The sequence below is a fragment of the Streptomyces sp. NPDC046939 genome, assembly GCF_040644575.1.
In the GTDB taxonomy this organism is placed as follows: Bacteria; Actinomycetota; Actinomycetes; order Streptomycetales; family Streptomycetaceae; genus Streptomyces.
Genome location: NZ_JBEYWV010000019.1, coordinates 1 through 24,078, shown reverse-complemented (window position 1 = coordinate 24,078; position 24,078 = coordinate 1). Strand labels below are relative to the sequence as shown.

Annotated in this window: 21 protein-coding genes; 12 read left to right on the top strand and 9 right to left on the bottom strand. The window is 72.8% G+C overall.

The window, feature by feature from the left end:
• The first annotated feature begins 54 nt into the window (after window positions 1–54).
• Window positions 55–1,617 carry an AMP-binding protein gene (locus ABZ877_RS21255; RefSeq protein WP_361073492.1) on the top strand — a complete coding sequence of 521 codons (1,563 nt, stop codon included), beginning with the start codon at window positions 55–57 and terminating at the stop codon, window positions 1,615–1,617.
• Here the strand turns inward: ABZ877_RS21255 and ABZ877_RS21250 are convergent.
• Both ABZ877_RS21250 and ABZ877_RS21245 read right to left on the bottom strand, forming a co-directional pair.
• On the bottom strand, window positions 1,601–2,098 hold the full coding sequence (locus ABZ877_RS21250; RefSeq protein ID WP_361073490.1) for an EF-hand domain-containing protein: 498 nt from the start codon (window positions 2,096–2,098) through the stop codon (window positions 1,601–1,603). The two genes, ABZ877_RS21255 and ABZ877_RS21250, sit on opposite strands and share 17 nt — an antisense overlap.
• 59 nt (window positions 2,099–2,157) lie before the next feature.
• Window positions 2,158–2,532, bottom strand: coding sequence for an STAS domain-containing protein (locus ABZ877_RS21245; RefSeq protein ID WP_361073488.1), 375 nt, complete (start codon window positions 2,530–2,532; stop codon window positions 2,158–2,160).
• A gap of 232 nt (window positions 2,533–2,764) precedes the next feature.
• On the opposite strand from ABZ877_RS21245, the gene ABZ877_RS21240 reads away from it, so the two are divergent.
• Window positions 2,765–3,337 (top strand): sigma-70 family RNA polymerase sigma factor, encoded by a 573-nt coding sequence (locus ABZ877_RS21240; protein ID WP_361073486.1) that lies wholly within the window; start codon window positions 2,765–2,767, stop codon window positions 3,335–3,337.
• Entirely contained in the window at window positions 3,334–4,563 is a 1,230-nt protein-coding gene (locus tag ABZ877_RS21235) for a zf-HC2 domain-containing protein (protein WP_361073484.1), read from the top strand. Before ABZ877_RS21240 ends, ABZ877_RS21235 begins: the two co-directional genes overlap by 4 nt.
• A gap of 260 nt (window positions 4,564–4,823) precedes the next feature.
• Here the strand turns inward: ABZ877_RS21235 and purU are convergent, their stop codons facing one another.
• Both purU and ABZ877_RS21225 read right to left on the bottom strand, forming a co-directional pair.
• Complete coding sequence (gene purU / locus ABZ877_RS21230; protein WP_361073482.1) at window positions 4,824–5,702, bottom strand: formyltetrahydrofolate deformylase; 879 nt, start codon at window positions 5,700–5,702, stop codon at window positions 4,824–4,826.
• Window positions 5,703–5,766: 64 nt separating this feature from the next.
• Window positions 5,767–6,267 (bottom strand): hypothetical protein, encoded by a 501-nt coding sequence (locus tag ABZ877_RS21225; protein WP_361073480.1) that lies wholly within the window; start codon window positions 6,265–6,267, stop codon window positions 5,767–5,769.
• A gap of 117 nt (window positions 6,268–6,384) precedes the next feature.
• On the opposite strand from ABZ877_RS21225, the gene ABZ877_RS21220 reads away from it, so the two are divergent.
• Window positions 6,385–7,653 (top strand): ABC transporter substrate-binding protein, encoded by a 1,269-nt coding sequence (locus ABZ877_RS21220; protein WP_361073478.1) that lies wholly within the window; start codon window positions 6,385–6,387, stop codon window positions 7,651–7,653.
• Window positions 7,654–7,665: 12 nt separating this feature from the next.
• Here the strand turns inward: ABZ877_RS21220 and ABZ877_RS21215 are convergent, their stop codons facing one another.
• Both ABZ877_RS21215 and ABZ877_RS21210 read right to left on the bottom strand, forming a co-directional pair.
• A complete protein-coding gene (locus ABZ877_RS21215; RefSeq protein WP_361073476.1) occupies window positions 7,666–9,213 on the bottom strand; it encodes a hypothetical protein in 1,548 nt (515 codons plus the stop codon).
• A gap of 184 nt (window positions 9,214–9,397) precedes the next feature.
• On the bottom strand, window positions 9,398–10,786 hold the full coding sequence (locus ABZ877_RS21210; protein ID WP_361073474.1) for a transcriptional regulator: 1,389 nt from the start codon (window positions 10,784–10,786) through the stop codon (window positions 9,398–9,400).
• A 322-nt stretch (window positions 10,787–11,108) separates the two neighbouring features.
• Here ABZ877_RS21210 and ABZ877_RS21205 point away from each other — a divergent pair, with 322 nt between their 5' ends.
• From ABZ877_RS21205 to ABZ877_RS21195, 3 genes are all read left to right on the top strand, one after another.
• Window positions 11,109–11,792 (top strand): bifunctional DNA primase/polymerase, encoded by a 684-nt coding sequence (locus ABZ877_RS21205; RefSeq protein ID WP_361073754.1) that lies wholly within the window; start codon window positions 11,109–11,111, stop codon window positions 11,790–11,792.
• Window positions 11,793–12,065: 273 nt separating this feature from the next.
• Window positions 12,066–12,848, top strand: a complete 783-nt coding sequence (locus ABZ877_RS21200) for an ABC transporter ATP-binding protein (protein ID WP_361073472.1) — start codon at window positions 12,066–12,068, stop codon at window positions 12,846–12,848.
• Window positions 12,845–14,425, top strand: a complete 1,581-nt coding sequence (locus ABZ877_RS21195; protein ID WP_361073470.1) for a transporter — start codon at window positions 12,845–12,847, stop codon at window positions 14,423–14,425. Before ABZ877_RS21200 ends, ABZ877_RS21195 begins: the two co-directional genes overlap by 4 nt.
• A gap of 274 nt (window positions 14,426–14,699) precedes the next feature.
• On the opposite strand, the gene iscB is transcribed toward ABZ877_RS21195, so the two are convergent.
• Complete coding sequence (gene iscB, locus ABZ877_RS21190) at window positions 14,700–15,956, bottom strand: RNA-guided endonuclease IscB (protein WP_361073752.1); 1,257 nt, start codon at window positions 15,954–15,956, stop codon at window positions 14,700–14,702.
• A gap of 534 nt (window positions 15,957–16,490) precedes the next feature.
• On the opposite strand from iscB, the gene ABZ877_RS21185 reads away from it, so the two are divergent.
• Window positions 16,491–17,123 (top strand): class I SAM-dependent methyltransferase, encoded by a 633-nt coding sequence (locus ABZ877_RS21185; RefSeq protein ID WP_361073468.1) that lies wholly within the window; start codon window positions 16,491–16,493, stop codon window positions 17,121–17,123.
• A gap of 132 nt (window positions 17,124–17,255) precedes the next feature.
• Window positions 17,256–18,644, top strand: coding sequence for a PAS domain-containing protein (locus ABZ877_RS21180; protein WP_361073466.1), 1,389 nt, complete (start codon window positions 17,256–17,258; stop codon window positions 18,642–18,644).
• Between the two features lie 3 nt (window positions 18,645–18,647).
• Here ABZ877_RS21180 and ABZ877_RS21175 read toward each other — a convergent pair whose 3' ends face one another.
• The gene (locus tag ABZ877_RS21175; protein ID WP_361073464.1) at window positions 18,648–19,412 is read right to left on the bottom strand and encodes an SIS domain-containing protein; all 765 of its coding nucleotides are present in this window, start codon (window positions 19,410–19,412) and stop codon (window positions 18,648–18,650) included.
• Between the two features lie 213 nt (window positions 19,413–19,625).
• Here ABZ877_RS21175 and ABZ877_RS21170 point away from each other — a divergent pair, with 213 nt between their 5' ends.
• Together ABZ877_RS21170 and ABZ877_RS21165 are read left to right on the top strand one after the other, a co-directional pair.
• The gene (locus tag ABZ877_RS21170; RefSeq protein WP_361073462.1) at window positions 19,626–20,318 is read left to right on the top strand and encodes a metal-dependent transcriptional regulator; all 693 of its coding nucleotides are present in this window, start codon (window positions 19,626–19,628) and stop codon (window positions 20,316–20,318) included.
• Window positions 20,319–20,891: 573 nt separating this feature from the next.
• Window positions 20,892–21,755: an alpha/beta hydrolase gene (locus tag ABZ877_RS21165; protein WP_361073460.1), complete on the top strand. Its 864-nt coding sequence runs from the start codon at window positions 20,892–20,894 to the stop codon at window positions 21,753–21,755.
• A gap of 17 nt (window positions 21,756–21,772) precedes the next feature.
• Here the strand turns inward: ABZ877_RS21165 and pdxH are convergent, their stop codons facing one another.
• Window positions 21,773–22,411, bottom strand: a complete 639-nt coding sequence (pdxH, locus tag ABZ877_RS21160; protein WP_361073750.1) for a pyridoxamine 5'-phosphate oxidase — start codon at window positions 22,409–22,411, stop codon at window positions 21,773–21,775.
• A 338-nt stretch (window positions 22,412–22,749) separates the two neighbouring features.
• Here pdxH and ABZ877_RS21155 point away from each other — a divergent pair, with 338 nt between their 5' ends.
• Window positions 22,750–23,856 carry a citrate synthase 2 gene (locus ABZ877_RS21155; RefSeq protein ID WP_361073458.1) on the top strand — a complete coding sequence of 369 codons (1,107 nt, stop codon included), beginning with the start codon at window positions 22,750–22,752 and terminating at the stop codon, window positions 23,854–23,856.
• Window positions 23,857–24,078 lie beyond the last annotated feature (222 nt).

Genomic DNA, 24,078 nt, shown 5'->3' with positions numbered 1-24,078 from the left:
GCACAGTTTCTGACGAGCCGTCAGCCATTTCGCCCGGACCCGGGAGCCGCCGCCATGACGCAAGGCACCGCACACGCCCTGGGCACCTCCCGCACCCTGTGGGAGCTGGTCGAACGCCGCGCGGCGCGCACCCCCGACCGCCCCGTCCTCCTCCAGGGCGACCGGACGCTCACCTTCGGCGAGCTGCGGGACCGCGCCGAGCGCGTGGCGGCGGGCCTGCACGGCCTCGGCGTCCGCCCCGGCACGGTCGTCGCCTGGCAGTTGCCGACCCGGATCGAGACGGCCCTGCTCTCCTTCGCGCTAGCCCGCGTCGGCGCAGTCCAGACACCCCTCATCCCCTTCTACCGGGACCGCGAGGTCGGCTTCGCGCTGCGCGAGTCCGAAGCCGAGTTCTTCGCGTCGCCGGGGGTGTGGCGCGGCTTCGACCACACGGAGATGGCGCACCGGCTCGGCGCGCGCGGCGTCTTCGAGGCGTACGAGGAGCTGCCCGAGGCCGACCTGTCCGTCCTGCCGCCCCCGCCCGCGTCCGGCACCGCGGTCCGCTGGATCTACTGGACCTCCGGCACCACCTCCGACCCCAAGGGCGTCCTGCACACCGACCGCTCCCTGATCGCGGGCGGCTCCTGCCTCGCGCACGCCCTGCGCCTGTCCGCCTCGGACGTCGGCTCGATGGCCTTCCCGTACGCGCACATCGCGGGCCCGGACTACACGGTGATGCTGCTCCTGTACGGGTTCCCGGCCGTGATGTTCGAGCACTTCGCGCTGCCCGACGCGCTGGACGAGTACCGGCGCCACGGCGTCACGGTGGCGGGCGGCTCGACGGCGTTCTACTCGATGTTCCTGACCGAGCAGCGCAAGCGGCCGGACCGGAAGCTGATCCCGAGCCTGCGTCTCCTCGCGGGCGGCGGGGCGCCCAAGCCGCCCGAGATCTACCACGCCGTGGTGCGCGAGATGGGCGTCCAGCTCACGCACGGGTACGGCATGACCGAGGTGCCGATGATCACCATGGGGGCGCCGGACGACACCGCCCACCATCTGGCGACGACGGAGGGCCGCCCGCCCGCAGGCATGGAGATCCGCATCGTGGACGAGGCGGGCAAGGAGGTCCCCGCCGGGGTCGACGGCGCGGTCCGGCTGCGCGGCGAGGCCGTCTGCCAGGGCTATCTCGACCCGCGCCAGAACGCGGACGCCTTCGACGCGGACGGCTTCCTGATCACCGGCGACCTGGGCCGCCTCCTGCCCACCGGCCATCTGGTCCTCACCGGCCGGGCCAAGGACGTCATCATCCGCAAGGGCGAGAACATCTCCGCCAAGGAGATCGAGGACCTGCTGCACCAGCACCCGGCCGTACGGGAGGCGGCGGTCGTCGGCCTGCCCGACGCGGAGCGCGGGGAGCGGGTCTGCGCCGTCCTCGCACTCCGGCCGGGCGCCGGCGTACCGACCCTCGACGAGGTCACGGCCCATCTGCGCGCTCAGGGCCTGTCCCCGGTCAAGCTGCCGGAACAACTGGAGGTGCTCGACGCCCTGCCGCGCAACGAGACGCTCCGCAAGGTCCTCAAGTACAAGCTGCGGGAGCGCTACGCGCGCGAGGGCGAAGGGGCTACTCGGGCACGGTGAAGTACCGCGCGAACCCCTGGACCACCTCGTCCTCGGAGATCCGCCCGTCCCCGTCCGCGTCGAGCGCGGCGACCGCCGTGGCCGCCACCTCCTCCGAGACGCCCAGCGCCTTCAGCACGCGCCGCGCCGCGTCCGCGCCGACCCCCGCGCCGTCCGGACCGGCGATCGCGATGACGGCCCGCAGGAACGGCCGCGCGATCTCCGCGAACCGCTCCGGGCTGTCCCGCAGCCGCTTCACGGCCCCCGTCACGAACTCGCCCCGGGTCACCCGCTGGTCCCCGTCCACGTCCGCGATCCCGGCCATGCCCTGCCAGAACGCCTCGGCCCCCGCGAACAGTTCCTGGCCCTTGTCGCAGCGGGCCGTCGTGCCGAACTCCGCGAGCACCGCCTTCGCCGCGACGTAGAAGTCCTCGCGGTCGATGTAGCCGTTGCCGTCCTGGTCGAAGCCGGCGAACCGGTCCGCGACCCTCCGCTCGTCCATGCTTCCGAGCCGCCTCTCGCTAGGTGGTTCCTACGCCAGGGAGCGTACGTCGGCGCGGGTCACGCCGACATCGGCTCCGCCCCGTCGTCCACCGCCGCCGCGACATCCGGGTAGCACTCGAAGAGCCGGCGCACCCCGAGGGCGCCGAGGACCCGGTTCACGTGCGAGCCGTCGACGGCGCCCTGCGCCGGGAGTATCAGCCGCAGCCGGCCCTGGCAGGAGCGCATCAGACGGCGGGTGGCGACGAGGACGCTGACCCCGCTGGAATCGCAGAACAGGACGTCGGAGAGGTCGAGCACGAGGCTGCGGCGGCCGTCGGCGACCGCGTCGTGGACCCGCTGGCGCAGCGCCGGCGAGGTCACGAGGTCCATCTCGCCCGACACCCGTACGACGGCCCACTCGCCCCGTCCCGACTCGCTCACCCTCAGCGTCACGCGCCCCCGCCTCCTCTCACCCCACCACCGAACCGGAACTGCTCGTTACGTTTGCACTGCGCGGCTGCCCGGACCGCGCCACGCCGAAACACCCGCCCCTTATCACCCACCACCGTCCCACGACGCGCGATGCGGCAAAGGAGCGTGCCTTGTCGGCCCCGCCGACTACATTCGACTATTAAGGCAAGCAGTTCAGCATTTCAGGAGTACGGGCGGTCGGTGAGGGGGCCCCATGCCCAAGGAGACTCCGTCCCGCTGGGACCGGAGGATGCAGCAGCGCCTCGCGCACGGCGAGGCCGCCGCCCTCGGCGAGCTCTACGACCGGTTCGCGTCCCTCGTCCACGGCCTCGCCCACCGCGTCCTGGAGGACGAGGACGCCGCCGACCAGATCACCCGCGACGTCTTCGCCCGGATATGGGAGAACCCCGAGGCGTACGAACCCAAGCGGGGCCCGCTGCGCTCCTTCATCGCCACGCTCGCCCACCACCAGGCCGTACGCCTGCTGCGCCAGACCGAGTCCGCCGCCCTCGTCCGCACCGGCCTCGGCACCACCGAGGACCTGGAGCGCAAGGTCCGCCAGGCCTCCGCCGCGGCCCGCGCCGACTACATCGTGACATCGATGCCCGCCCCGCTGCGGGCCGCTCTCGAACTCGCCTACTTCCAGCGCCGCGACTACCGCCAGACCGCCGCCGACCTCGGCGTCACCGAGGACGAGGCGCGCCGCCGCCTCCGCCTCGGCCTGCAACTGCTCTCCACGGCGCACGACAGCGGCACACCGCCCGACCGGTACGGGAGGCCGGCATGAGCGGACCGCACCGGCCGGGCCGCCCCGGCCCCCACGACGACGAGCCGGAGCGCGGCCAGTACGGCGGCGCCGCCGACGCGCCGCGCATACCGGTCCCCCGCGTCTCCGTCGAGGACGGCGGACCCCTCCCCGACCTTCCGGCGGTGGAACCCCTCGTGCTCGACCACCCCGTCCTGAAGTCCCTGCTCGGCGCGTGGGCCCTCGCCGCCTGCTCGCCCGAGGAGTCCGCGGCCGTCGACGCCCACCTCGACGAGTGCGGCGACTGCGCCGAGGAAGCGCTGCGGCTGCGCGACGCCGTCGGACTGCTGCACGCCGAGGAGTCCCTCGACCTCGACCCGATGCTGCGCTCCCGCGTCCTCGAGAGCTGCCTCAGCCGGCGCCCCGCACGCATCCCCGTCCCCGACTGGGCCACCCCGTACGACGCCGAGACCGCCCGCCTCGACGCGCTGCTCAAGGACATCGGCGACAGCGAGTGGCACGCGCCGGTACGGCTGCGCTGGTACGAGGACGACGAACAGGTCAGCCGCCGCACCACCGTCGCCGGGGTCATCGCCCACCTCACCAGCGTCGACGGCCTGGTCGCCCGCGCCCTCGGCCTCGACGACCCCGTCCCGGACGCCGCCGGCCCCCTCGACGGGCTCGGGCCCACCGCACGCACGGAGGCGCACTGGAACGCGTCCCCGGCACCGCCCACCCGGGCCGTCCGCGGGCCCTGGCGCGAGCAGTCCCACGCGCTGATCCGCACCGTCTCCTTCACCGGGTCCGGCACCGGGGGCTCCGGCGGGCTCCCCGTCCCCTACGGCGACTTCGACCTCGCCCTGCGCGACGCGATGATCGACCGGGCCTTCGAGTGCTGGATCCACGCCGGTGACATCGCCGACGCCGTCGACTACCCGTACGAGCCGCCCGCCCCGCGCCACCTCAACCGCATGATCGACCTGGCGGCGCGGATGATCCCCCAGTCCCTGGCCGCGCGCGGGGCCTCCGGCGGGGGCGGGCGCAATGTGCGGCTGGAGATCGAGGGTGCGGGCGGCGGCGAATGGCTCATCGCCCTCGACGGGGACCCGGCGGGGCGTGAAGTGGCCCACGTCGCCCTGGACGGCGTCGAGTTCTGCCGCCTGGCCGCGGGGCATGTCTCCCCGGACGAGGCGGCAGCCGGCCAGGTAGGCGACCGCCAGGCCATCAGGGCGGTCCTCTCAGCAACAGCCTCCCTGAGCCGCCTCTGACCGGCCCCCGGGTGCGGGTTGCGTCGTGGCTGGTCGCTCCTGGCATCCCGCCACGGGGGCGTTCCGCGTCGCCGAGCGCGCCTCTCGTCGTGGTTGCGCGCGCAGTTCCCCGCGCCCCTGAGATGCGCACTCCGTGCGCCATCTCAGGGGCGCGCCAAGGGGAAGGCCCGTCAGGGGGAAGGCGCGGCGAAGCCGCAGCCTTCCAGGGGCGCGGGGAACGGCGCGACCAGCCACAACACACCCCGCAGCCGCGCGACACGCTAGGCAAACACCACCGTGCGCCGCCCGTTCAGCAGAATACGCCGCTCCGCATGCCACTTGACGGCCCGCGCCAGCGCCTGGCACTCGACGTCCCGCCCGATCGCCACCAGCTGATCCGGCGTGACATCGTGCCCGACCCGCTCGACCTCCTGCTCGATGATCGGCCCCTCATCAAGATCCGCCGTGACATAGTGCGCCGTCGCCCCGATCAGCTTCACACCCCGCGCATGGGCCTGGTGATACGGCTTCGCCCCCTTGAAGCTCGGCAGGAACGAGTGGTGGATGTTGATGATCCGCCCGCTGAGCTGCTTGCAGAGGTCGTCGGAGAGCACCTGCATGTACCGGGCGAGCACGACGAGCTCGACCCCTTCGTCCCGCACCAGGTCGAGCAGCTTCTGCTCGGCCTCGGGCTTGGTGTCCTTGGTGACGGGGATGTGGTGGAACGGGATGTCGTAGGAGGCGACGAGCTCACGGAAGTCCGTGTGGTTGGAGACGACCGCGGCGATGTCGACGGGCAGCGCCCCGATCCGGGCCCGGAAGAGGAGGTCGTTGAGGCAGTGCCCGAACTTGCTGACCATGAGGACGACCTTCATCCGGTCGGACGCCCGGTGGATCTGCCAGTCCATGCGGAAGGAGTCCCCGATCGCGGCGAAGCTGGCCCGCAGCTTGTCGACGGTGACGGGGGCGTCCGCGCTGAAGTGGACGCGCATGAAGAAGAGGCCCGTGTCATGGTCACCGAACTGCTGGCTGTCCTCGATGTTGCAGCCGGTCATGAAGAGGTAGCTGGACACGGCGTGCACGATGCCCTGCTTGTCGGGGCAGGAGAGGGTGAGGACGTACTGCTCGGGGCCGGGGGCGACAGGCGCGGACGCATTCATGCGAAAAGGTTCGCACATCACTCTCCGCCCGATCTATACGAGCCTCGCGCGCCCCGGGCGCGTCCTAGGCGGCCCGCGTCATCATCCGCAGCGCTTCGAGGCTGTGCGGGGCGGTGTCCGGGTCGTCGCCGTCGCTCGTGGCGAGCCGTACGTGGGCGTCGCGCGCGGAGCGGACGGCGTCCGGCCATCCGGGGTCGTCGAGGTAGGCGGAGACGGGCGCGTCGGGCCCGACCTTGTGCATGATCCGCAGCACCCGCAGCACGGCCGTGTCGACGAGCGCCGCCTCCTGCGAGTCCCGGAAGATCGTGCCGACGTATTTCTCGGCGGACCAGTTGTCCAGCCAGGTGTCCTCGACGAGCCGGTAGACGGCGTCGGTCACGTCCCCGTACCCGGCCACGCCGGCGAGCCAGACGTCCCGCTGGAACGAGGGGTCGGAGAGCATGTGCAGCGCGGAGCGCACATTGCTGCGCCAGCGCCACCACGGCATGTCGTTGAGTGGCATGCCGTCCATTTTCGATGAGCGACGGCCGCGACGGGAAGACTTCTCCGAGCTTTGCACGGTCATCGATCGTACGTCCCGTATGCGCGGGCCCCGATCCGCCCCCGTAATTCACTCTCGCGTCACCATGTGTTGCGCCCGGGTCACTCGACGGTTAGGGATGCGGCGGAATCGTGCGGTGCCATGACCGGTCGGCGCCCCACCACGTTCAAGAACCTCCTCCGTCTCGCCGCCCTCGCCACGGGCGCGGCCCTGGTCGCTGGCTGCGGCCTCGTCCCCGGGAGCACCGCGTCCGCCGATGACGACACGGTCACCGTGATGACGTGGGCGCCGGAGGGGACCGCCGCGACGAACATGCCGGGGATGCCAGCCATGGCGCAGGCGTACGCGCGCTGGGTCAACGCCCACGGCGGCGTCGGCGGCCGCAGGCTGAAGGTCCTCACCTGCAACGACCAGAACGACAGCGTGGTCGCGGCGAAGTGCGCCCGGTCGGCCGTCGACCAGCACGTCGTCGCCGTCGTCGGCTCCTACAGCCAGCACGGCCGCGCGTTCCTCTCCCCGCTGGAGTCCGCGGGCATCCCGTACATCGGCGGCTACGGGGTGAGCGACGCGGAGTTTGCCAGCCCGCTGTCCTACCCGGTCAACGGCGGTCAGGCCGCCCTGCTCGCGGGCACCGGCGAGCAGCTCGCCGCCGACTGCCGCCGCACCGTCCTGGTCCGGCCCGACACCATCACGGGCGACGGCCTCGCCGCCCTGCTCAGCACGGGCCTCGCCCGGCGCGACCGGCCCGCCGCGCACGACCTGCGGGTTGTTGAGGACGCCACCGACTACGGCGCCGAGGCGCGCGAGGCGCTGGCCACCGCGAGCGACGCTCCGCGCGGCGAGGGCTGCGTCGCCGCCGCGCTCGGGGACCGTACGGACACGTTCTTCGACTCGTTCCGGCGACTGCGCGCGAGCTATCCGGCGGTGCGTACGGCGACGGTCCTCGGCAGCGTCGACCAGTCCGTCATCAACCGTACGGGCGGCGCGCGGAGCCCGTACGAGGGCGCGTACGTCACCGGCTGGTACCCGGCGGCCGACGACCCGCGCTGGAGGGCGATGCGCAGGGCTGTCGACGAGCAGGCGTTCGGCGACAACCGGATCGACCCGGCGGACGCGGGCGTGCAGACGACCTGGATCGCGTACACCGTCCTCAAGCAGGTGATCGAGAGGCTCGGCGACGGCGAGGTGTCCCCGCGCGCCCTGCGCATGACCCTCGACAAGGGCGCGCCGGTGACGACGGGCGGTCTGACCCCGCCGCTGCGCTGGAGCTACACGCACCTGTCCACGGTCAGTGACCTCCCGCGCCTGGTCAACGCGCGGGTCACCTTCCAGCAGGTCCGCCAGGGCCGTCTCGTCGCGACCCGCAAGGGCCTGATCGACGTGACGGGCACGCTGTCGAAGACGCCCTGAGCGCCCGGCCCGCTACAACTGGACGGCGGTCCGCTGGGTGAGGCCGTACTTCGAGGCGATGTCGTTCCACAGCTTCGCGGCCTTCGCCTTCTGCGCGCTCGCCGTCGAGCTGGCGGAGTCGCCCGCGTGGCGCTCCCCGGTCACCTTGGCGTGCCCCTTGTGGCAGCCCTTCTTCCCGGCCGCCTGGTCGCCCCACGCCGCGTAGTGGGTGTCCGCCGACGCGGACGCCTTCCACGCCTCGGTGAGCGCCTGCTTCAGTTCGGCGTTGGCCGGGAGCTTGTCGACGGCGAGGCTGTTGAGCCGCGTCACGAGGTTGTTGCGCTGGGTCGCGGCGTCCCGCAGGGCCTGTGAGGCGGCTCCGAGTTTCTTGCACGCCCCGATGTCGGCGACGGCCCCGACGACGGATTCGCGGCTGTTGCCCGAGTCGGCGAGCAGCTTGTCGAGGGCGACGGCCTGCTCCTTGGCGGGGTCGGCGGCGGGCGCCGAGGACCCGGCGGAGGCCGCTGGCGAGGAGTTGGAGACGGTCTCGGTGGAGTCCGCCTTCTTGTCGTCGTCACCGCCGCCGCTGAGCAGGGCGCCCGCGCCGATCCCGACGACGAGGAGTCCGACGCCGACGGCCGCGATCACCGGCAGCTTCGACCCGGTGCGGCTCTTGCGGCGCGGCGGCTCCGGCTCGTACGCGCGCTGCTGACCGTACGGCTGCGGGGGCTGGTGGGGCTGCTGGGGCCGGCCGTACTGCGGGGGCGGCGGCGTCTGCTGGGCGTGCGGGTCGAACCGCGGCATCTGCTGCGTCGACCCGGCCTCGGTCTCCGGCTCCGTACGGAACAGGGCGTCGAACTCGGCCGGCGGCTGCCGCTCGCCCGGCTCACCGGGCCGGAGGTCGTGGACGGCGCCCTGCGGCGGCTGGTGCTGCTGGTACTGCTGTGCCTGGTGCGCCGGCGGCGACGGCTGCGCGGGCACCGGCGGTATGTACTGGGTCGCCTCGCTGTCCGGGCCGCCCGGCACCGCGTCGGGCAGCGCCCCCGGCATCGGCTGCCGGACCGGTCGGCCCAGGAACTGCGTGGCGTCCGCCGCGGGCGCCTCGGGCGGCAGCGGCGCGGCGGCGGGCTGCTGCCCGGGGTGCTGCTGGTACGGCTGCTGGGGCTGCGCGGGTATCGGCGCTATGTACTGCGTGGCGTCGCTGTCCGAACCGGCGGGACCGGCGTACGCGGCGCCGTACGCACCGCCCTGCGACGCGTCGTACCCGCCGGGCACGGCGGGCGGCAACGGCTGCGCCTGGGCCTGCGGTTGAGGCTGGGGCTGCGGTTGGGGCTGGTGGTGCGGCTGCTGCGCGGCCGGCTGACCCCACTCGTACGTCGGCATCGGCCCGGCCGCCTGCGCCTGCTGCGACTCGGGCCCCCACGGCTGGCCCCACGGGGACGCGCCCGCGGGCCCCGCCTGGTCGCCGAACGTGCCCGGCAACAGGGGCGCACCGCCGTCGGCGGGCAGCACGACGCCTTCATGTGCCTGCCGTGCCGCGGGAAGATGCGGATCTTCACCCTGTCCGCGCTGCTGCGTCACCGGGACTCCTACGTAGGGGGGTCGGAATCGTCGGCTCACGCTACCGGGTCTCCGCACGCCCGTGCTACGCACCTCAAATCAGGGGAACCTCCCCCGCGCCAGGAGTAACAAAACAAGCCTGGTGGACGCTGTTGACGCAGCCGCCCCGTAATCCTCGCCACGTCGGGAGAAATGTCGGGAGAGATCAGGCGGCCTGGAGCTCCATCCGCGCCCCGAACTCCCGTACGACGGACTCCTCACCGAACGGTTCGAGCCGGTCCTTGAAGTCCTCCAGGTACTCGGCTCCCCGGTTGGACCGCAGCGTGCCGAGCAGCTCCACGGCCCGCAGCCCCGTGGCACAGCCCTGCTCCACCTCACGCTGCTGCACCTGCGCCGTGGCGAGCAGGATCAGGCCGATCGCACGCCGCCTGGCCCGCGACTCCGGGTGCCCGTCGAGCGACTCCTGCGCACACCGCGCCGCGTCCGCCGCCTGCCCCAAGTCACGGTGGCAGTGCGCCAGTTCATCGGCCAGATACGCATGGTCGAAATGGCTGATCCACGCCGGGTCGTCCCCCGAGTCCGCCCGGCCGTCGGCCCGCTCCATCGCGGCGACCGCCGCTCCGGCCGCGGACTGCGCCGACCGGGCGTCCCCGAGAAGGGCGTGCCCGCGCGCTTCGGCGGCATGGAACAACGCCTCCGCGCGCGGTGTCACGCGCCCGCGCGCCCCCTCCTGCGCCGCGCGGGCGAGCTGGGCGATCTCGCGCGGGTTGCCGAGCTGCGCCGCCAAGTGACTCATGGACGCGGCCAGTACGTACCCGCCGTAACCCCGGTCGCCCGCCGCCTGCGCGAGCCGCAGCGCCTGGATGTAGTAGCGCTGCGCGAGGCCCGGCTGCCCGGTGTCGACCGCCATGTACCCGGCCAGCTCCGTCAGCCGCGCGACCGCGGCGAACAACTCCCGCCCGACCGACTCCCGGTAGGCCCCGGCGAGCAGCCCGCTCACGACGCTGTTCAGGTAGTGCACGAGCACCGGGCGGACGTGCCCGCTGCCGTACTGGTGGTCGAGCGCGGTGAGCGCGCGCGTCATCGCCCGTACCGCCGCCACGTCGGAGGGGCCGACCCGCGCCCCGGCCGCCCGCGCCACCTGCGAGTCCGGCACGGAGATCAGCCAGTCGCGGCTCGGCTCCACGAGCGCGGACGACGCGACCGACGCCCCGGACAGGAAGTCCCTGCGGCCCACGTCACTGCGCCACAGCTCACACACCTGCTCGACGGCGCCGACGACGGTCGGCGAGAACTGCAGGCCGACGCCGGACGCGAGGTTCTTGCCGTTGGCCATGCCGATCTCGTCGATCGTCACGGTCCGGCCCAGCTTGCGCCCGAGCGCCTCGGCGATGATCCCCGGCGCCCTGCCGCGCGGCTGCTGCCCGCGCAGCCACCGGGCCACCGACGTCTTGTCGTACCGCAGGTCCAGGCCGTGCTCCGCTCCGCACATGTTGACCCGGCGGGCCAGGCCCGCGTTGGAGCAACCCGCTTCCTGGATGAGTGCTTGCAGCCGTTCGTTGGGCTGTCGCGCGACGAGTGGCCGTGCGGCCATGGCGTACCCCCTGCTGTGCCCGTCTCCCGGAATCCGGCTGCTCCGGCAGCCGGTCGTTGGATCACTGCCCGGCGGAGAAACGGAAGATGCACCACAAACGGGTACCAAACCGTGCACCGGGTGTGACGCGCCCCGGAACGGACTCCTCACCCTCTCCGCGTTGCTCCCCACCGCACTACCCACCGCCCGCCGCCGCCTCGCGTGCGCGCCCCCGCCCATGCATCCATGCGCCCCACATGGGGGAACGATGCTCCCGTGGCGCCCCCGCGCACGCCCGTAACCCGGATGGGCGACGGGAGTTGAGAACGACGTGGAAGAGACCATCGCAGGTACAGCAGGTACATCAGGCGTCACCTCACCCGTCACCGCAGGCGGGCAGATCCCGCAACAGCGCGGCGATTCCCTGCTCGACACGGCCGTGCGCTACGCGGAGGAGCGCCACTGGGACGTGTTCCCCGGCACCTGGCTGGAGTTCGACGACGGCGTGCAGCGCTGCTCGTGCGGCGACGCCCGCTGCCCCGCGCCCGGCTCCCACCCCGCGCGCCCCGACTGGGCCGCGCAGGCCACCGGCAGCGCCACCGCCGCCCGCCGCCTGTGGGCCAAACACCCGAGGGCGTCGATCCTGCTCCCCACCGGCCGCACGTTCGACGCGATCGACGTGCCCGAGACCGCCGGGTTCCTCGCACTCGCCCGCATGAAGCGCATGGAGCTGACCCTCGGCCCGGTCACCTGCACCCCCGACCGCCGCATGCAGTTCTTCGTGCTGCCCGGCGCCGCCCTCAAGGTCCCCGACCTCGTCCGCAAACTCGGCTGGCCGCCCGCCTCCCTCGACCTGACCACCCTCGGTGAAGGCGGCTACGTCGCGGCGCCCCCGACCCGCTTCGGCAGCAAGGGCGCCGCCCAGTGGGCCTGCCGCCCCACCGCCGCCAACCGCTGGCTGCCCGACGCCGAGGAGCTGATCTCCCCCCTGGCGTACGCCTGCGGGCGCGAGGGCCGACGCGGCTGAGAGCCTGTCTTTGAACCCTCGTCGTTCGCGCGGAGCGCGGGCGCAGCGGCGGTCGGTGCGTGCGATTGGGGGTCCCCCCGGCCGGAGGCTGGGGGAGTGCGGTGGCGCAGGTCATGTGGCGGAGCCACCTGTCCTGTGACGCCGTGCGGCGAGCGTGCGTGCCGGGCGTCGGGGCGCAGGCGGGGGTTCAAAGACAGGCTCTGAGGACCACCGGTGCGCGGGGCCGCCCGCGTAGGGTGCGCAGACGTACGCCGATGAAGGGAGCGCGCCCAGGTGACCCCCGCCGAGGAGACCGCAGCCGTACGCGTCCACGACCTCTGGAAGTCCTTCGGACAGCAGACCGCCGTCGCCGGGATCGAACTCACGCTCCCGGCCGGCCGGTTCATCGGCCTCGTCGGACCCAACGGGGCCGGCAAGACCACCACGCTCTCCATGGTCACCGGGCTGCTCCGCCCCGACCGGGGCACCGTGCACGTCGCCGGGCACGACGTGTGGGCCGACCCCGCCGAGGTCAAGGCCCGCATCGGCGTCCTGCCCGAGGGCCTGCGCCTCTTCGAACGCCTCTCCGGACGCGAACTCCTCGCCTACACCGGACGCCTGCGCGGACTGCCCGGCGCCGAGGTCGACAAACGCGCGGCCCAACTCCTCGACGTGCTCGACCTCGCCCAGGCCCAGCACAAACTCGTCGTCGACTACTCCACCGGGATGCGCAAGAAGATCGGCCTCGCCGCAGCCCTGCTCCACAACCCCGAAGTCCTCTTCCTGGACGAACCGTTCGAAGGCGTCGACCCGGTCTCCGCCCAGACCATCCGCGGCGTCCTCGAACGCTTCACGCGGGGCGGCGCCACCGTCGTCTTCTCCTCCCACGTCATGGAACTGGTCGAGTCGCTGTGCGACTGGGTCGCCGTGATGGCCGCGGGCCGCATCCGCGCACAAGGCCCCCTCGCCGAGGTCAAGGGCGAGGCGCCCTCCCTCCAGGAAGCCTTCCTCACCCTCGTCGGAGCCAGCGGCCGGGACGACGGCACCGCCCTGGACTGGCTGGGCGGCAAGCGATGACCCGCCTCCTCGTCCAGCTCAAACTCGCCCTCCTGCGCAACGGCCTGCGCCAGTCCACCGGCCGCCGCGCCGCCTACATCGCCTCCGCCGTCGCCGTCCTCCTCGTCGGGGCGCTCCAGCTCCTCGGCCTGATCCTCCTCCACGGCACCGAGCACGCCGCCACCGTCGCGACCCTGCTCACGGCCGTGCTCGCGCTCGGCTGGGCGGTGTTCCCGCTGTTCTTCCCGAGCGGCGACGAGACCCTCGACCCGACACGCCTCGTCATGCTCCCGCTCCACCCGGACCAGCTCGTACGCGGGCTGCTCGTGGCGTCCCTCGTCGGCATCGGCCCGCTGTTCACCCTCACCCTCGCGGCCGGAGCGGCGTACGCGACGGCGGGCGACCCCGCCTCCGCGGTCGTCGCGGTCCTCGCGGCCCCCCTCACCCTCCTCACCTGCGTGGCGCTCGCCCGTGCCGTGGCCGCCGCCAACATCCGCCTCCTCACCAGCCGCCGGGGCCGCGACCTGGCCGTCCTCAGCGGTCTTGTCGTGGCGGTCGGGGCGCAGCTCGTGAACTTCGGGGCGCAGAGACTCAGCTCGGCGGGCGGGGTGGGAGCGCTCGACCCGGTGGCGCGGGTCGTCCACTGGATCCCCCCGGCGTCGGCGATGGGAGCGGTGGAGGCGGCCGAGCGCGGCGCGTACGGGACATCGGCGGCGCGCCTGCTCCTGACGGCAGCCGCTCTCATCGCCCTCCTGGCCGTCTGGCGAAGGGCGCTCACCCGCCTGATGACGTCCCCCGACGGCTCGACCCTCGCGGCGGCCGAACCCACCCGCCGCGACCGCCGCACCACCGGCCCGCGCCGCCGCCTGCTCCCCGAGGGCCGCACGGGCGCGGTCATGGAGCGCGGCCTGCGCTACGTGTGGCGGGACCCGAAGACGAAGGCGGCCTGGGTGACGTCCCTGGCCATCGGCCTGATCGTCCCCGTCTTCAACACCCTCCAGGGCACCGGCTCCGTCTACTTCGCGTGCTTCGCCTCCGGGATGCTCGGCATCCAGATGTACAACCAGTTCGGCCAGGACACCTCGGCGTTCTGGACCGTCGCCATGACGATCTCCACCACCCGCGACGCGTACGAGGAGCTGCGCGCCAGAACCCTGGCCCTGCTCCTGATCACCCTCCCGTACGCGGTCCTCGTCACCGTCCTCACGACAGCGATGCTCGGCGCCTGGGCCGACCTCCCCGAGGTCCTGGGCCTGTCCTTCGCGCTGCTCGGCGCGATGCTCGCGACCGGCGCCTGGTCCTCCGCCCGCTTCCCGTACTCCATCCCGCAGGAGGGCTACAAGAACGTGGCCCCCGGCCAGGCCGGCCTCGCCTGGATAGGGATCTTCGGCGGCATGGTCGCGGCGGCCCTCCTCTGCGCCCCCGTCCTCGCCCTCACGATCACCCTCCACGCCACCGGCGCCGACACCTGGACCTGGACCCTGCTCCCCGTCGGAGCGGCCTACGGCACAGCCACGACCTACCTCGGCCTCCGCCTCTCGGCCCCCCGCACGGCGTCCCGCCTCCCGGAGATCCTGACAGCGGTCAGCAAGGGCTAGCACCCGCCCGCAAACGCAGACGACCCGCGAGCCGTGGTTCCTCCCGTACGAGACGGTCGGAAGCCGGCCGGACGTACCGGCGGCTCGCGGGTCGGGTGACTGCTTGGGAATAGGGCCGGCTGCACGCACAACACACGCGCTGGTCCGGCGCCGAATTCGAGATGCGACGTCGGGCCGCTAGCCCGCAGTCACCTCAGACGTCCGGCGTGAATACATGCTCCGAACCACCTCCTTTCCTCTGTGCACAACAGCCTACGAACCGACGCGACAGGTCTCAACCGGTTTTTGGAGACATCGAAGAGGCAACCTCGGGGCGCAGTTCGTACGCATATCCGTCGCCTCGCTGGAGGAGACGAAGGTGCTGGTGGGAGACGTTGACGCGGCCACCCGGTGTGGCGAGGCTGGGCTGTCCCCGGGCCCGGACCGAGACGCGTCCCGTCCATACGCCCGCCCAGCGTCCGCTCGGGATCTCCGCGCGCACCAGATCTCCCGTGACGTACCCGAAGTGCTTCTTGCCGCGAGCGCGCCGCAGGCGCGGGAAGCCGACCCCGGGGCGGCCGACCACCAGGGCGTCGATCGTGTGCGACTTGTCGAGCCCCGCGGCCGTGCGGTGCGTGTGCGTGAGGACAGCCGGCCAGCTCCGCACCGGTCTGCCAAGAGCGGTGAGCGTCAGAAGGAGAGCGCCGCCCAGGGAGTTCATGGCGGCAGCGTCCCGCAACGACGCCCGCACCTGCGAGGTGATGCGCGCCAGCCTTTCGGGGTCATGGGCGAGGAACCTGCTCAGCGGCTTGGCCCCCTTGGCATGGTTGCAGGGCACGCACGCGAGAACGAGGTTGGCGGCCCGGTCGGAGCCGCCGCGGCTGCGCGGGTGCAGGTGTTCGACGTTGAGGGGTACGCCGACGGCGTCGCAGTAGGCGCAGGCGTTCCCCCACCGTTCTCGCAGGTGAGTCCTGATCTCCGTACCGGCCGACGGCCCTCGCTGGTGTTCCTCGCCGATCAGCTTCCATCCCGCACTCAGGGAATGCGTGTCGAAGGCCGCGCTTTCGACGTGGATCTCGGTGACGGGTGCGAAGCGGCAGAAGCGGGTGGCCAGGGAGACCATCGTGTCGACCCTGTGCTGAACCGACGGGGGAAGCCAGCCGTCCGGGCGGGTTCGGTTGTCGGATCTGGGCGCGCGGTACCGGAGGTTCGCCGAGCGCCGTCTACGGCGGTATCCGGCGCGCTGCCGCAGCGAGAGGTGGATACGGTCGCCGCGGTGCCGGAGTTCGACACCGATCAGGCCACGCCGCGCGACCACCTTCTCGCCGTCCTGCCCGGCTTCCCTCTTCTCGTCGGTGAGCGCCATGCCCGTCCCCCGCGAGCCGGGGTCGATACGCAGTTGCACCCCGTCGACCTCGGACGCCGCGCGCGTCCGGTCGCGCAGACGGATGGTGAAGGGCGTCTGTCGCGCGACGACGGCCCGTCCTCTGCGCAGCAGCTCTCGGGCGCGTGCCGGGTGGCACGGCATCAGCGGCTGGCCTCCCTTTGCCAGGACGAAAACCCGGCTCGCGCCGAACCCCGTGCGGTGTGACGTCGACCGGAGGGCGTCACCGCCCTCGCCCGCTACCGTTCCTGCCGCCGAGGCCGCGGAGACGGTGTGACGCCGACGGGTTCCGCTGTCCGCCCCGCCGGTCTCCCCTCGCCCATGTTGCCGGTCGGCGTCCCGGTCGTCGCCGGGAAGTCCGTGAGCCGTTTCGTCCCTGTCCCCAGGGGTGTCTGCGCCCACGGATTCCAGAGTCCGGCGCTGAGGAAGCACGCCGGAGTGGGTCCGCTCACCTGCCGACAACGTAGTCACCGAACCGGACAGCTCCTTCACACCGATGACTCGGGCTGGCCACCCATCGGTCTGTTCGACCGGGGAACAGATGGCCTCCCTTCTCGTGTACGCAACGACGGTATGCGGCGGACTCTCACAGCGCAGGGCATGTCCGGCGCCTGCCACGAAGGTGCGAACGGAGCCGGTTCCCACCCTCTCACGCCCGCTGGATGCTATAGGCGGGCGGTTCGGCTGCTAGCTTGCCCCGTCATGACCGAGGCGCAGGAGCGGACCAGGGCCGGGTACGACGGGGTTGTCGAGTTGTATGCGTCGTTGTTCGGGGGGCGGCTGGAGGATCAGCCGTTCTCGCGGGGCATGGTGTCGACGTTCGCCGGGCTGGTGCGGGGGTCGGGGAACGTGCGGGTGGCCGATGTGGGGTGTGGGCCCGGGCATGTGACCGGGTTGCTGGCGGAGCTGGGGGTCGAGGCCGTCGGGTTCGATCTGTCGCCGGGGATGGTGGAGTACGCGCGGCGGGCCGAGCCGGGGCTGCGGTTCGCGGTGGGGCGGATGGAGGACCTGCCGGTGGCGGACGGGGCCTTCGGCGGGGTGCTTGCGCATTACTCGGTGATCCACACGCCGCCCGCCGAGGTGCCGGAGCTGCTGGCGGGGCTGGTGCGGGTGCTGGCTCCCGGGGGGCTGTTCCTCGTGTCGTTCTTCGCCGTCGAGGGGGGCGGGGAGCCGGTGCCGTTCGCGCACAAGGTGGCGCCCGCCTTCAGCTGGCCAGTGGAGCGGTTCGCGGAGTTGCTGGTGGGGGCGGGGCTGGATCCGTTCGCCCGGCTGGTGCATGATCCGCGTTCCGAACGGGGCTTCCTGGACGCCCACTTGCTGGCCCGGCGGAGCTGAATCGCGCCGGGCCGGGCATGCTGGTGGAGTGTGCTCACGGGTTTTCGCGAAGTTGACCGAACTCCATGTGGGATGCGTCACGTTCGAGTTGAATGATCTGGAGCAGTACACACAGCCTGCAGGGGGTGCCAGGTGAGTGCTTCCCGGCGTAGTGGGACCACCGACGCGCTCGGGCCCGACGAGCCCGAGCGGGACGGGGCCGATCTGCTGGCCGCGTTGCTGGACGGGATGGACGCCGCGCTCTGCGCGTTCGACGCCGATGGGGTCGTGACCCATTGGAACCGGGAGGCCGAGCGGATCCTGGGGTGGTCGGCGGAGGAGGCCGTGGGGCGGACGGGGTTCGCCGGGTGGGCCGTGCGCCCCGCCGACGCCGACGAGGTGCAGGGGCGGTTGCTGGCGGCCATGCACGCGCCGGGGCGGCAGGTGCACGAGTTCGCGCTCGTCACCAAGGAGGGCGGGCGGGTCCTCGTCCGTACGCAGTCCGCCGCCGTGCGGGGCGCCGACGGGAAGCCCGCCGGGGTGTACTGCGCGTTCAGCGAGGTGCACGCGCAGATCGACCTGGAGCGGTCCATCGCGCTGAGCGAGGCGCTGTTCGAGGACGCGGTGTGGGGCGTGGTCCTGGTCGACGCGGACCTGCGGCCCGCCGTGGTGAACGCGCACGCGGCGAAGGCGCTCGGTTCCGGGCGCACCGCGCTGCTCGGGCGGCCGCTGGGCGATCTCATCGGGCAGGGTGTGGAGGAGCTGGAGAGCGCCCTCACGCATGTGCTGTCGGAGGGGGTGCCGCCGCCTCCGACGGAGGTGTGGGTGACGTTGCGGCTGCCCGGTGAGGACGGGGAGCGGCAGGAGCGCCGGTGCTGGCGGAGCGGGTTCGTGCGGCTGGCGTCGCCGCTGGCGGAGGAGCCGGTGCCGCTGGGTGTCGGGTGGCTGTTCCAGGACGTGACCGAGGCGAAGGTCCTTGAGCAGGAGGCGGCGCAACTGCGGTTCCGGGCGAACCAGTTGCACCGGGCGGCGCGGGCCGCCGCCGAGTGCGAGGATCCGGGCGAGGCGGCCACCGTGCAGCTGGACTTCGCGCTGGCCGGGTTCGCGGACCACGCGGTGATCGATCTGGTGGTGAGCGAGGAGCCGGTGCGGCTGGTGCGGGCGGCGGTGACGCCGTCGGGCGTGCCCGGGGCGACGCTCCTTGCGACGCGGGGCACGGTGCCGGTGCGGTACGGGGAGGGGCATCCGGCGTTGCAGTGCGTGGACCGGGCCGGTTCGGTGCGGGCGGCGGCGCCCGAGCCGGACGGGGCGGGTGCGGCGCGCTGGGCGGCGGCGCGGCAGTGGCCGGAGGGTTCGGTGTACGCGCTCTGCTCGGCGCTGCGCAGCCGGGGCCGTACGCTGGGCGTGGTGACGTTCCTGCGGGGTGTGAGCCGGTCGGCGTTCGAGCGCGGGGACGCGATGTACGCGGAGAGCGTGGCGGTGCGCATCGCGGGGGCGGTGGATCTGGCGCTGCTGGCGGCGGAGGAGCCGCCCGGGCCCTGAGGGTCAGTGCTGGTAGAAGATCCGGTCCCGGTACTCGGCGAAGACCTTGGCGTTCCAGGCGTGGCCGCCGTCCACGTTGCCGGAGCGGAGCAGGGGCGGCTGGATGCCGCGTTCGGCGAGGGTCGTGGCGCAGGTGGCGAGGGTGGCCTGCATGAGGGCGCTGGTGGTGACGGTGGAGGCGGAGGCGAAGGGGGCGTCGACGCCTTCGTGGTCGAGTTCGGCGTCGCCGACCTGGATCTTGGAGTCGAGGACGATGTCGCAGTGGTCGCGCAGGTAGGTGCCGGAGGCGTGGCGTGACCTGGGGGCGTCGGGCCCGGTGGCGTAGGCGAGGGAGGTGACGCCGATGACCTTGAGGCCGAGGGCGCGGGCGTTCATGGCCATCTCGACGGGGAGGGCGTTGCGCCCGGACAGGGAGATGATGACGAGCGCGTCGCCGGCCGTGGCGGGGCTGGAGTCGAGGACGGCGGCGGCGAGGCCGTCGACCCGCTCCAGGGCGGAGCCGAGGGTGGCGGGCATGACGTCGACGCCGACGGCGCCGGGGACGGCGAGCAGGTTCATCAGGGCGAGGCTGCCCGCGCGGTAGACGACGTCCTGCGCGGCGAGCGAGGAGTGTCCGGCGCCGAAGGCGAAGAGGCGGCCGCCCGCGACGACGGTGTCGGCGAGGAGGGTGCCGGCGGCGGCGATGTTCTCCGTCTCCTCGTCGCGGACCCGCTGGAGCAGGCCGATCGCGGCGTCGAGGTACTGCGTGGCCGGCTTGGTCTCGCCCATCGGCGTAGCCCCCTGAGTCGTGGTGTCGCGGATCACGGTGGGGTCTGGACCAGGGCCGTGTCAATACGCCCCGGGGCCTGCCGAACCGCTGTTTCCCCGGTGCGGGACGGTTGTCAGCGGTATGCGTCAGAATTGAGGGCAGGGCCAGCGCACGAGCGACGCGGCGAGCCAGCGGGGCCGCACGCGGAGCAGGAAGCTACACGAGGGGCACGTATGTCCGGACTGATCGACACCACGGAGATGTACCTCCGCACCATCCTCGAGCTGGAGGAGGAAGGTGTGGTCCCGATGCGCGCCCGGATCGCCGAGCGGCTGGACCAGAGCGGCCCGACGGTGAGCCAGACCGTGGCCCGTATGGAGCGGGACGGCCTGCTCGCCGTCGCCGCCGACCGGCACCTGGAGCTGACCGACGAGGGGCGCCGCCTGGCCACGCGCGTGATGCGCAAGCACCGGCTCGCCGAGTGCCTCCTGGTCGATGTGATCGGTCTGGAGTGGGAGCAGGTGCACGCGGAGGCCTGCCGCTGGGAGCACGTGATGAGCGAGGCCGTGGAGCGCCGCGTCCTGGAGCTGCTGCGCCATCCGACGGAGTCGCCGTACGGGAACCCGATCCCGGGCCTGGAGGAGCTGGGCGAGAAGGACGGCGCGGACCCGTTCCTGGACGAGGGCATGGTCTCGCTGGCAGATCTGGACCCGGGTGCGGACGGCAAGACGGTCGTGGTGCGCCGTATCGGTGAGCCGATCCAGACGGACGCGCAGCTGATGTACACGCTGCGGCGGGCGGGGGTGCAGCCCGGTTCGGTGGTGAGCGTGACGCAGTCGCCGGGCGGGGTCCTGGTGGGCAGCAGCGGTGAGGCGGCGGAGCTGGCCGCGGACATCGCCTCGCACGTCTTCGTCGCGAAGCGCTGAGGCGCCGGGCGCCGGGCGCCGAGGCCGGACCGCCGGGTTCCGGCGGCCGGTGGTGCGCGTCGGGCGAGGGGCGTCACGTGCTGTGCGTCAAGTGGTCTGCGGCGGGGGGTGGTTGCGTGGCCGGATCACGCGCGGCGGGGGCGCGCAGAAAGCAAGATTCACTGTGCGGAATCGCAGCGGCGGGGCGACGGGCGTGCAAGGCTGTCGCGTGAGGCATATGACGGGAGGGGACCTGGTATGGACCTGCCGTTCGGCGCGCGACGGGTTCGACAGAGGCGGGGAGTACGGAAAGGCGAGGGCCCCGGCGCCTTGCGGCGCCGGGGCCTGTCCTCCCCTGTGCTGACCCGGAGCCCCGAGCTCCCAGGGTCATCCCCTTCGGACCTTCATCCCCGAGCGGTCCGCCTCCCGAGGGAAAGATCCCCTCGGCGACGCAGGTCATTCCTTGAGCGACGTCACTCAAATGAGGGGTGTTACCGCACCGCATCATGGACAGCACCACGCTTTCGAAAGAATGTTCGATAGCGTGCACGGGTACGCGACCGCAGGCGCGACCACAAGGGGGTGCCAGGGCCTATGGCGCAGCGCATCGACGTGACCGGGGCGGGCGGGGCCCGTCTGGCCGCTTGGGAGTTCGCCGACCCGCCCAAGTCGGGCAACGGCGTACGCACCCCGGGCGTCCTGTTGCTGCACGGCCTGATGGGCCGGGCCTCCCACTGGGCCGGCACCGCGCGCTGGCTCGCCGAGCGCCACCGCGCGGTCGCGCTCGACCAGCGCGGCCACGGCCAGAGCGACAAGCCGCCGCAGGGGCCCTACGACCGGGAGGCGTACGTCCTCGACGCCGAGGCGGCGCTCGTCCAGCTCGGTCTGGAGCCCGCCGTGCTCATCGGGCACTCGATGGGCGCCCTGACCGCGTGGCAGCTCGCCGCCCGCCGCCCCGACCTCGTCCGGGGCCTCGTCATCTGCGACATGCGGGCCTCGGCGCTCGGGGCAGCCTCGCAGCGCGAGTGGGAGGACTGGTTCAAGGCGTGGCCGGTGCCGTTCTCCACGCTCGCCGACGTACGGAAGTGGTTCGGCGAGGACGATCCCTGGGTGGAGCGGCCGAACCCGGCGCGCGGGGAGTTCTACGCCGAGGTGATGACCGAGTCCTCCGACGGCTGGCGGCCGGTGTTCTCCCGCCGCCAGATGCTTCAGGCCCGCTCGACGTGGGTGTACGACGCCCACTGGGAGGAGCTGGCCGCCGTGCAGTGTCCGACGCTCGTCGTACGGGGGCTCGACGGGGAGCTGGGGCGGGCCGAGGCGCAGGAGATGGTCCGGGTGCTGCCGCGCGGACAGTACGCGGAGGTGGCCGACGCGGGGCACCTCGTCCACTACGACCAGCCCGAGGCGTGGCGCGCGGCGATCGAACCGTTCCTGGACGGGGTGCTCGCGGAGCTGTAGCCCGCGCTGTCACGTGATCAGGGGCTCAGGCGTTCGACGCGCCAGGCGCCGTCCCCCGTGGCGACGTACCGCAGGCGGTCGTGGAGCCGGTTCGGGCGGCCCTGCCAGAACTCGACCTCCGACGGCGTGACGCGGAAGCCGCCCCAGTGCGGCGGCACCGGGATCTGTGCGCCCGGCGGATAGCGGCGGGTCAACTCGGCGTACGAGGCGTCGAGTTCGGCCCGGCCGTCCAGGACCGCCGACTGCTCGCTGGCCCAGGCGCCGAGCTGCGAGCCGTGCGGCCGCGAGTGGAAGTACGCGGCCGTCTCCTCCCGCGACGTACGGGCCGCGGTACCGGTGACGAGGACCTGGCGGTACATCGCGTGCCAGGGGAAGACCAGTGCGACATGCGGGTTCACGGCCAGGTCGCGGGCCTTGCGGGAGCCGTAGTTGGTGTAGAAGACGAAGCCCTCGTCGTCGTAGGACTTCAGCAGGACCGTACGGGAGCTGGGGCGGCCCTCGGCGTCGGCGGTGGAGACGACCATCGCGTTCGGCTCGGCCGCCAGGGCGCCGGGCGCCGCCGCCTGCTTGAACCAGCGCGTGAACTGTTCCATCGGGTGCGGGGCGAGGTCGGACTCCAGGAGGCCGCCGTCGTGGGGGCGGTACTGCTCGCGCATCGCGGCGGGGTCGGGGGCGCGGTAACCATCGGCGTCGTGGGCGTTCACAGCGTCATCCTGCCGCAGTGTGCCGCCCCCGGGTGAGACATGGCACTCAGTGCCGCATGCTCTCGCCAAGCGTGGCACTGAGGGTTATCGTCCAGGGGCCGAGTGACCCCGCGGTTCACGGGGCATCACGGGGGTGACCGACCCGGAGCGCGAGCCGCGGGCGCCGCGCATCCGAGCGTACGGAGTCGCAGTACAGCCAGCACGAACAGTCACGCAGCACGCCACGCCCACGTGGCTCACGGATCCGTAGCCCACGCATCCGCAGCCCACGCACTCGAAGGAGCCGCCTGATGTCCGACCCCGGCTTTGTCCCTGGCCTTGAGGGAGTCGTCGCGTTCGAGACGGAGATCGCCGAACCGGACAAGGAGGGCGGCGCCCTGCGGTACCGGGGCGTCGACATCGAGGACCTCGTCGGCCACGTCTCGTTCGGGAACGTCTGGGGGCTGCTCGTCGACGGCGCCTTCGACCCCGGGCTGCCGGCCGCCGAGCCGTTCCCCATCCCCGTCCACTCAGGTGACATCCGCGTCGACGTGCAATCCGCGCTCGCCATGCTCGCGCCCGTCTGGGGGCTCAAACCGCTCCTCGACATCGACGAGGCGCAGGCCCGCGACGACCTCGCCCGCGCCGCCGTCATGGCCCTCTCCTACGTCGCCCAGTCCGCGCGCGGACAAGGCGTCGCCATGGTGCCGCAGAGCGAGATCGACAAAGCGAAGTCGGTCGTCGAACGGTTCATGATCCGCTGGCGCGGGGAGCCCGACCCCAAGCATGTCGCCGCCGTCGACGCGTACTGGACCAGCGCCGCCGAGCACGGCATGAACGCGTCCACGTTCACGGCCCGGGTCATCGCCTCCACCGGGGCGGATGTCGCCGCCGCGCTGTCCGGGGCCGTCGGGGCCATGTCCGGGCCGCTGCACGGCGGGGCGCCCTCGCGGGTCCTCGGGATGATCGAGGAGATCGAGCGGACCGGGGACGCGGAAGGGTTCGTCCGCAAGGCGCTGGACAAGGGTGAACGCCTCATGGGGTTCGGGCACCGGGTCTACCGCGCCGAAGACCCCCGTGCGCGGGTGCTCCGCAGGACTGCCCGGGAGCTGGGTGCCCCGCGCTTCGAGGTCGCCGAGGCGCTGGAGAAGGCCGCGCTCGCCGAGCTGCATGCCCGGCGGCCCGACCGGGTGCTCGCCACCAACGTGGAGTTCTGGGCGGCCATCGTGCTCGACTTCGCCGAGGTGCCGGCGCACATGTTCACGTCCATGTTCACGTGTGCGCGGACCGCGGGGTGGAGTGCGCACATTCTTGAGCAGAAGCGGACGGGGCGGCTTGTTCGTCCCTCGGCGCGCTATGTGGGGCCGGGGTCTCGGTCGCCGCGGGACATCTCGGGGTTCGCGGGTATCGCCGAGTAGCTCGGGGGGCTCGCGGGTTCGCGGGTGCGGGTGCGTGGGGGCTGGTCGCGCAGTTCCCCGCGCCCCTGAGCGTCTGCCCCCTGCCGCGATGCCTTTGGGCGCGCGTTGCGTCGTGGTCGCTCGCGCAGTTCCCCGCGCCCCTGAGATGCCCCGCGGCGACCGAGACCCCGGCCCCACATAGCGCGCCGAGGGACGAACAAGCCGCCCCGTCCGCTTCTGCTC

Coding starts and splice junctions, on each gene's coding strand:
- ABZ877_RS21175 (WP_361073464.1), bottom strand. CDS start 19,412: ATGGGCGAGACCAAGCCGGCCACGCAGTACCTCGACGCCGCGATCGGC.
- ABZ877_RS21195 (WP_361073470.1), top strand. CDS start 12,845: ATGACCCGCCTCCTCGTCCAGCTCAAACTCGCCCTCCTGCGCAACGGC.
- ABZ877_RS21250 (WP_361073490.1), bottom strand. CDS start 2,098: ATGGACGAGCGGAGGGTCGCGGACCGGTTCGCCGGCTTCGACCAGGAC.
- ABZ877_RS21235 (WP_361073484.1), top strand. CDS start 3,334: ATGAGCGGACCGCACCGGCCGGGCCGCCCCGGCCCCCACGACGACGAG.
- pdxH (WP_361073750.1), bottom strand. CDS start 22,411: ATGCGCGAGCAGTACCGCCCCCACGACGGCGGCCTCCTGGAGTCCGAC.
- ABZ877_RS21225 (WP_361073480.1), bottom strand. CDS start 6,267: ATGACCGTGCAAAGCTCGGAGAAGTCTTCCCGTCGCGGCCGTCGCTCA.
- ABZ877_RS21155 (WP_361073458.1), top strand. CDS start 22,750: ATGTCCGACCCCGGCTTTGTCCCTGGCCTTGAGGGAGTCGTCGCGTTC.
- ABZ877_RS21210 (WP_361073474.1), bottom strand. CDS start 10,786: ATGGCCGCACGGCCACTCGTCGCGCGACAGCCCAACGAACGGCTGCAA.
- ABZ877_RS21240 (WP_361073486.1), top strand. CDS start 2,765: ATGCCCAAGGAGACTCCGTCCCGCTGGGACCGGAGGATGCAGCAGCGC.
- ABZ877_RS21220 (WP_361073478.1), top strand. CDS start 6,385: ATGACCGGTCGGCGCCCCACCACGTTCAAGAACCTCCTCCGTCTCGCC.
- ABZ877_RS21185 (WP_361073468.1), top strand. CDS start 16,491: ATGACCGAGGCGCAGGAGCGGACCAGGGCCGGGTACGACGGGGTTGTC.
- ABZ877_RS21170 (WP_361073462.1), top strand. CDS start 19,626: ATGTCCGGACTGATCGACACCACGGAGATGTACCTCCGCACCATCCTC.
- purU (WP_361073482.1), bottom strand. CDS start 5,702: ATGAATGCGTCCGCGCCTGTCGCCCCCGGCCCCGAGCAGTACGTCCTC.
- ABZ877_RS21255 (WP_361073492.1), top strand. CDS start 55: ATGACGCAAGGCACCGCACACGCCCTGGGCACCTCCCGCACCCTGTGG.
- ABZ877_RS21165 (WP_361073460.1), top strand. CDS start 20,892: ATGGCGCAGCGCATCGACGTGACCGGGGCGGGCGGGGCCCGTCTGGCC.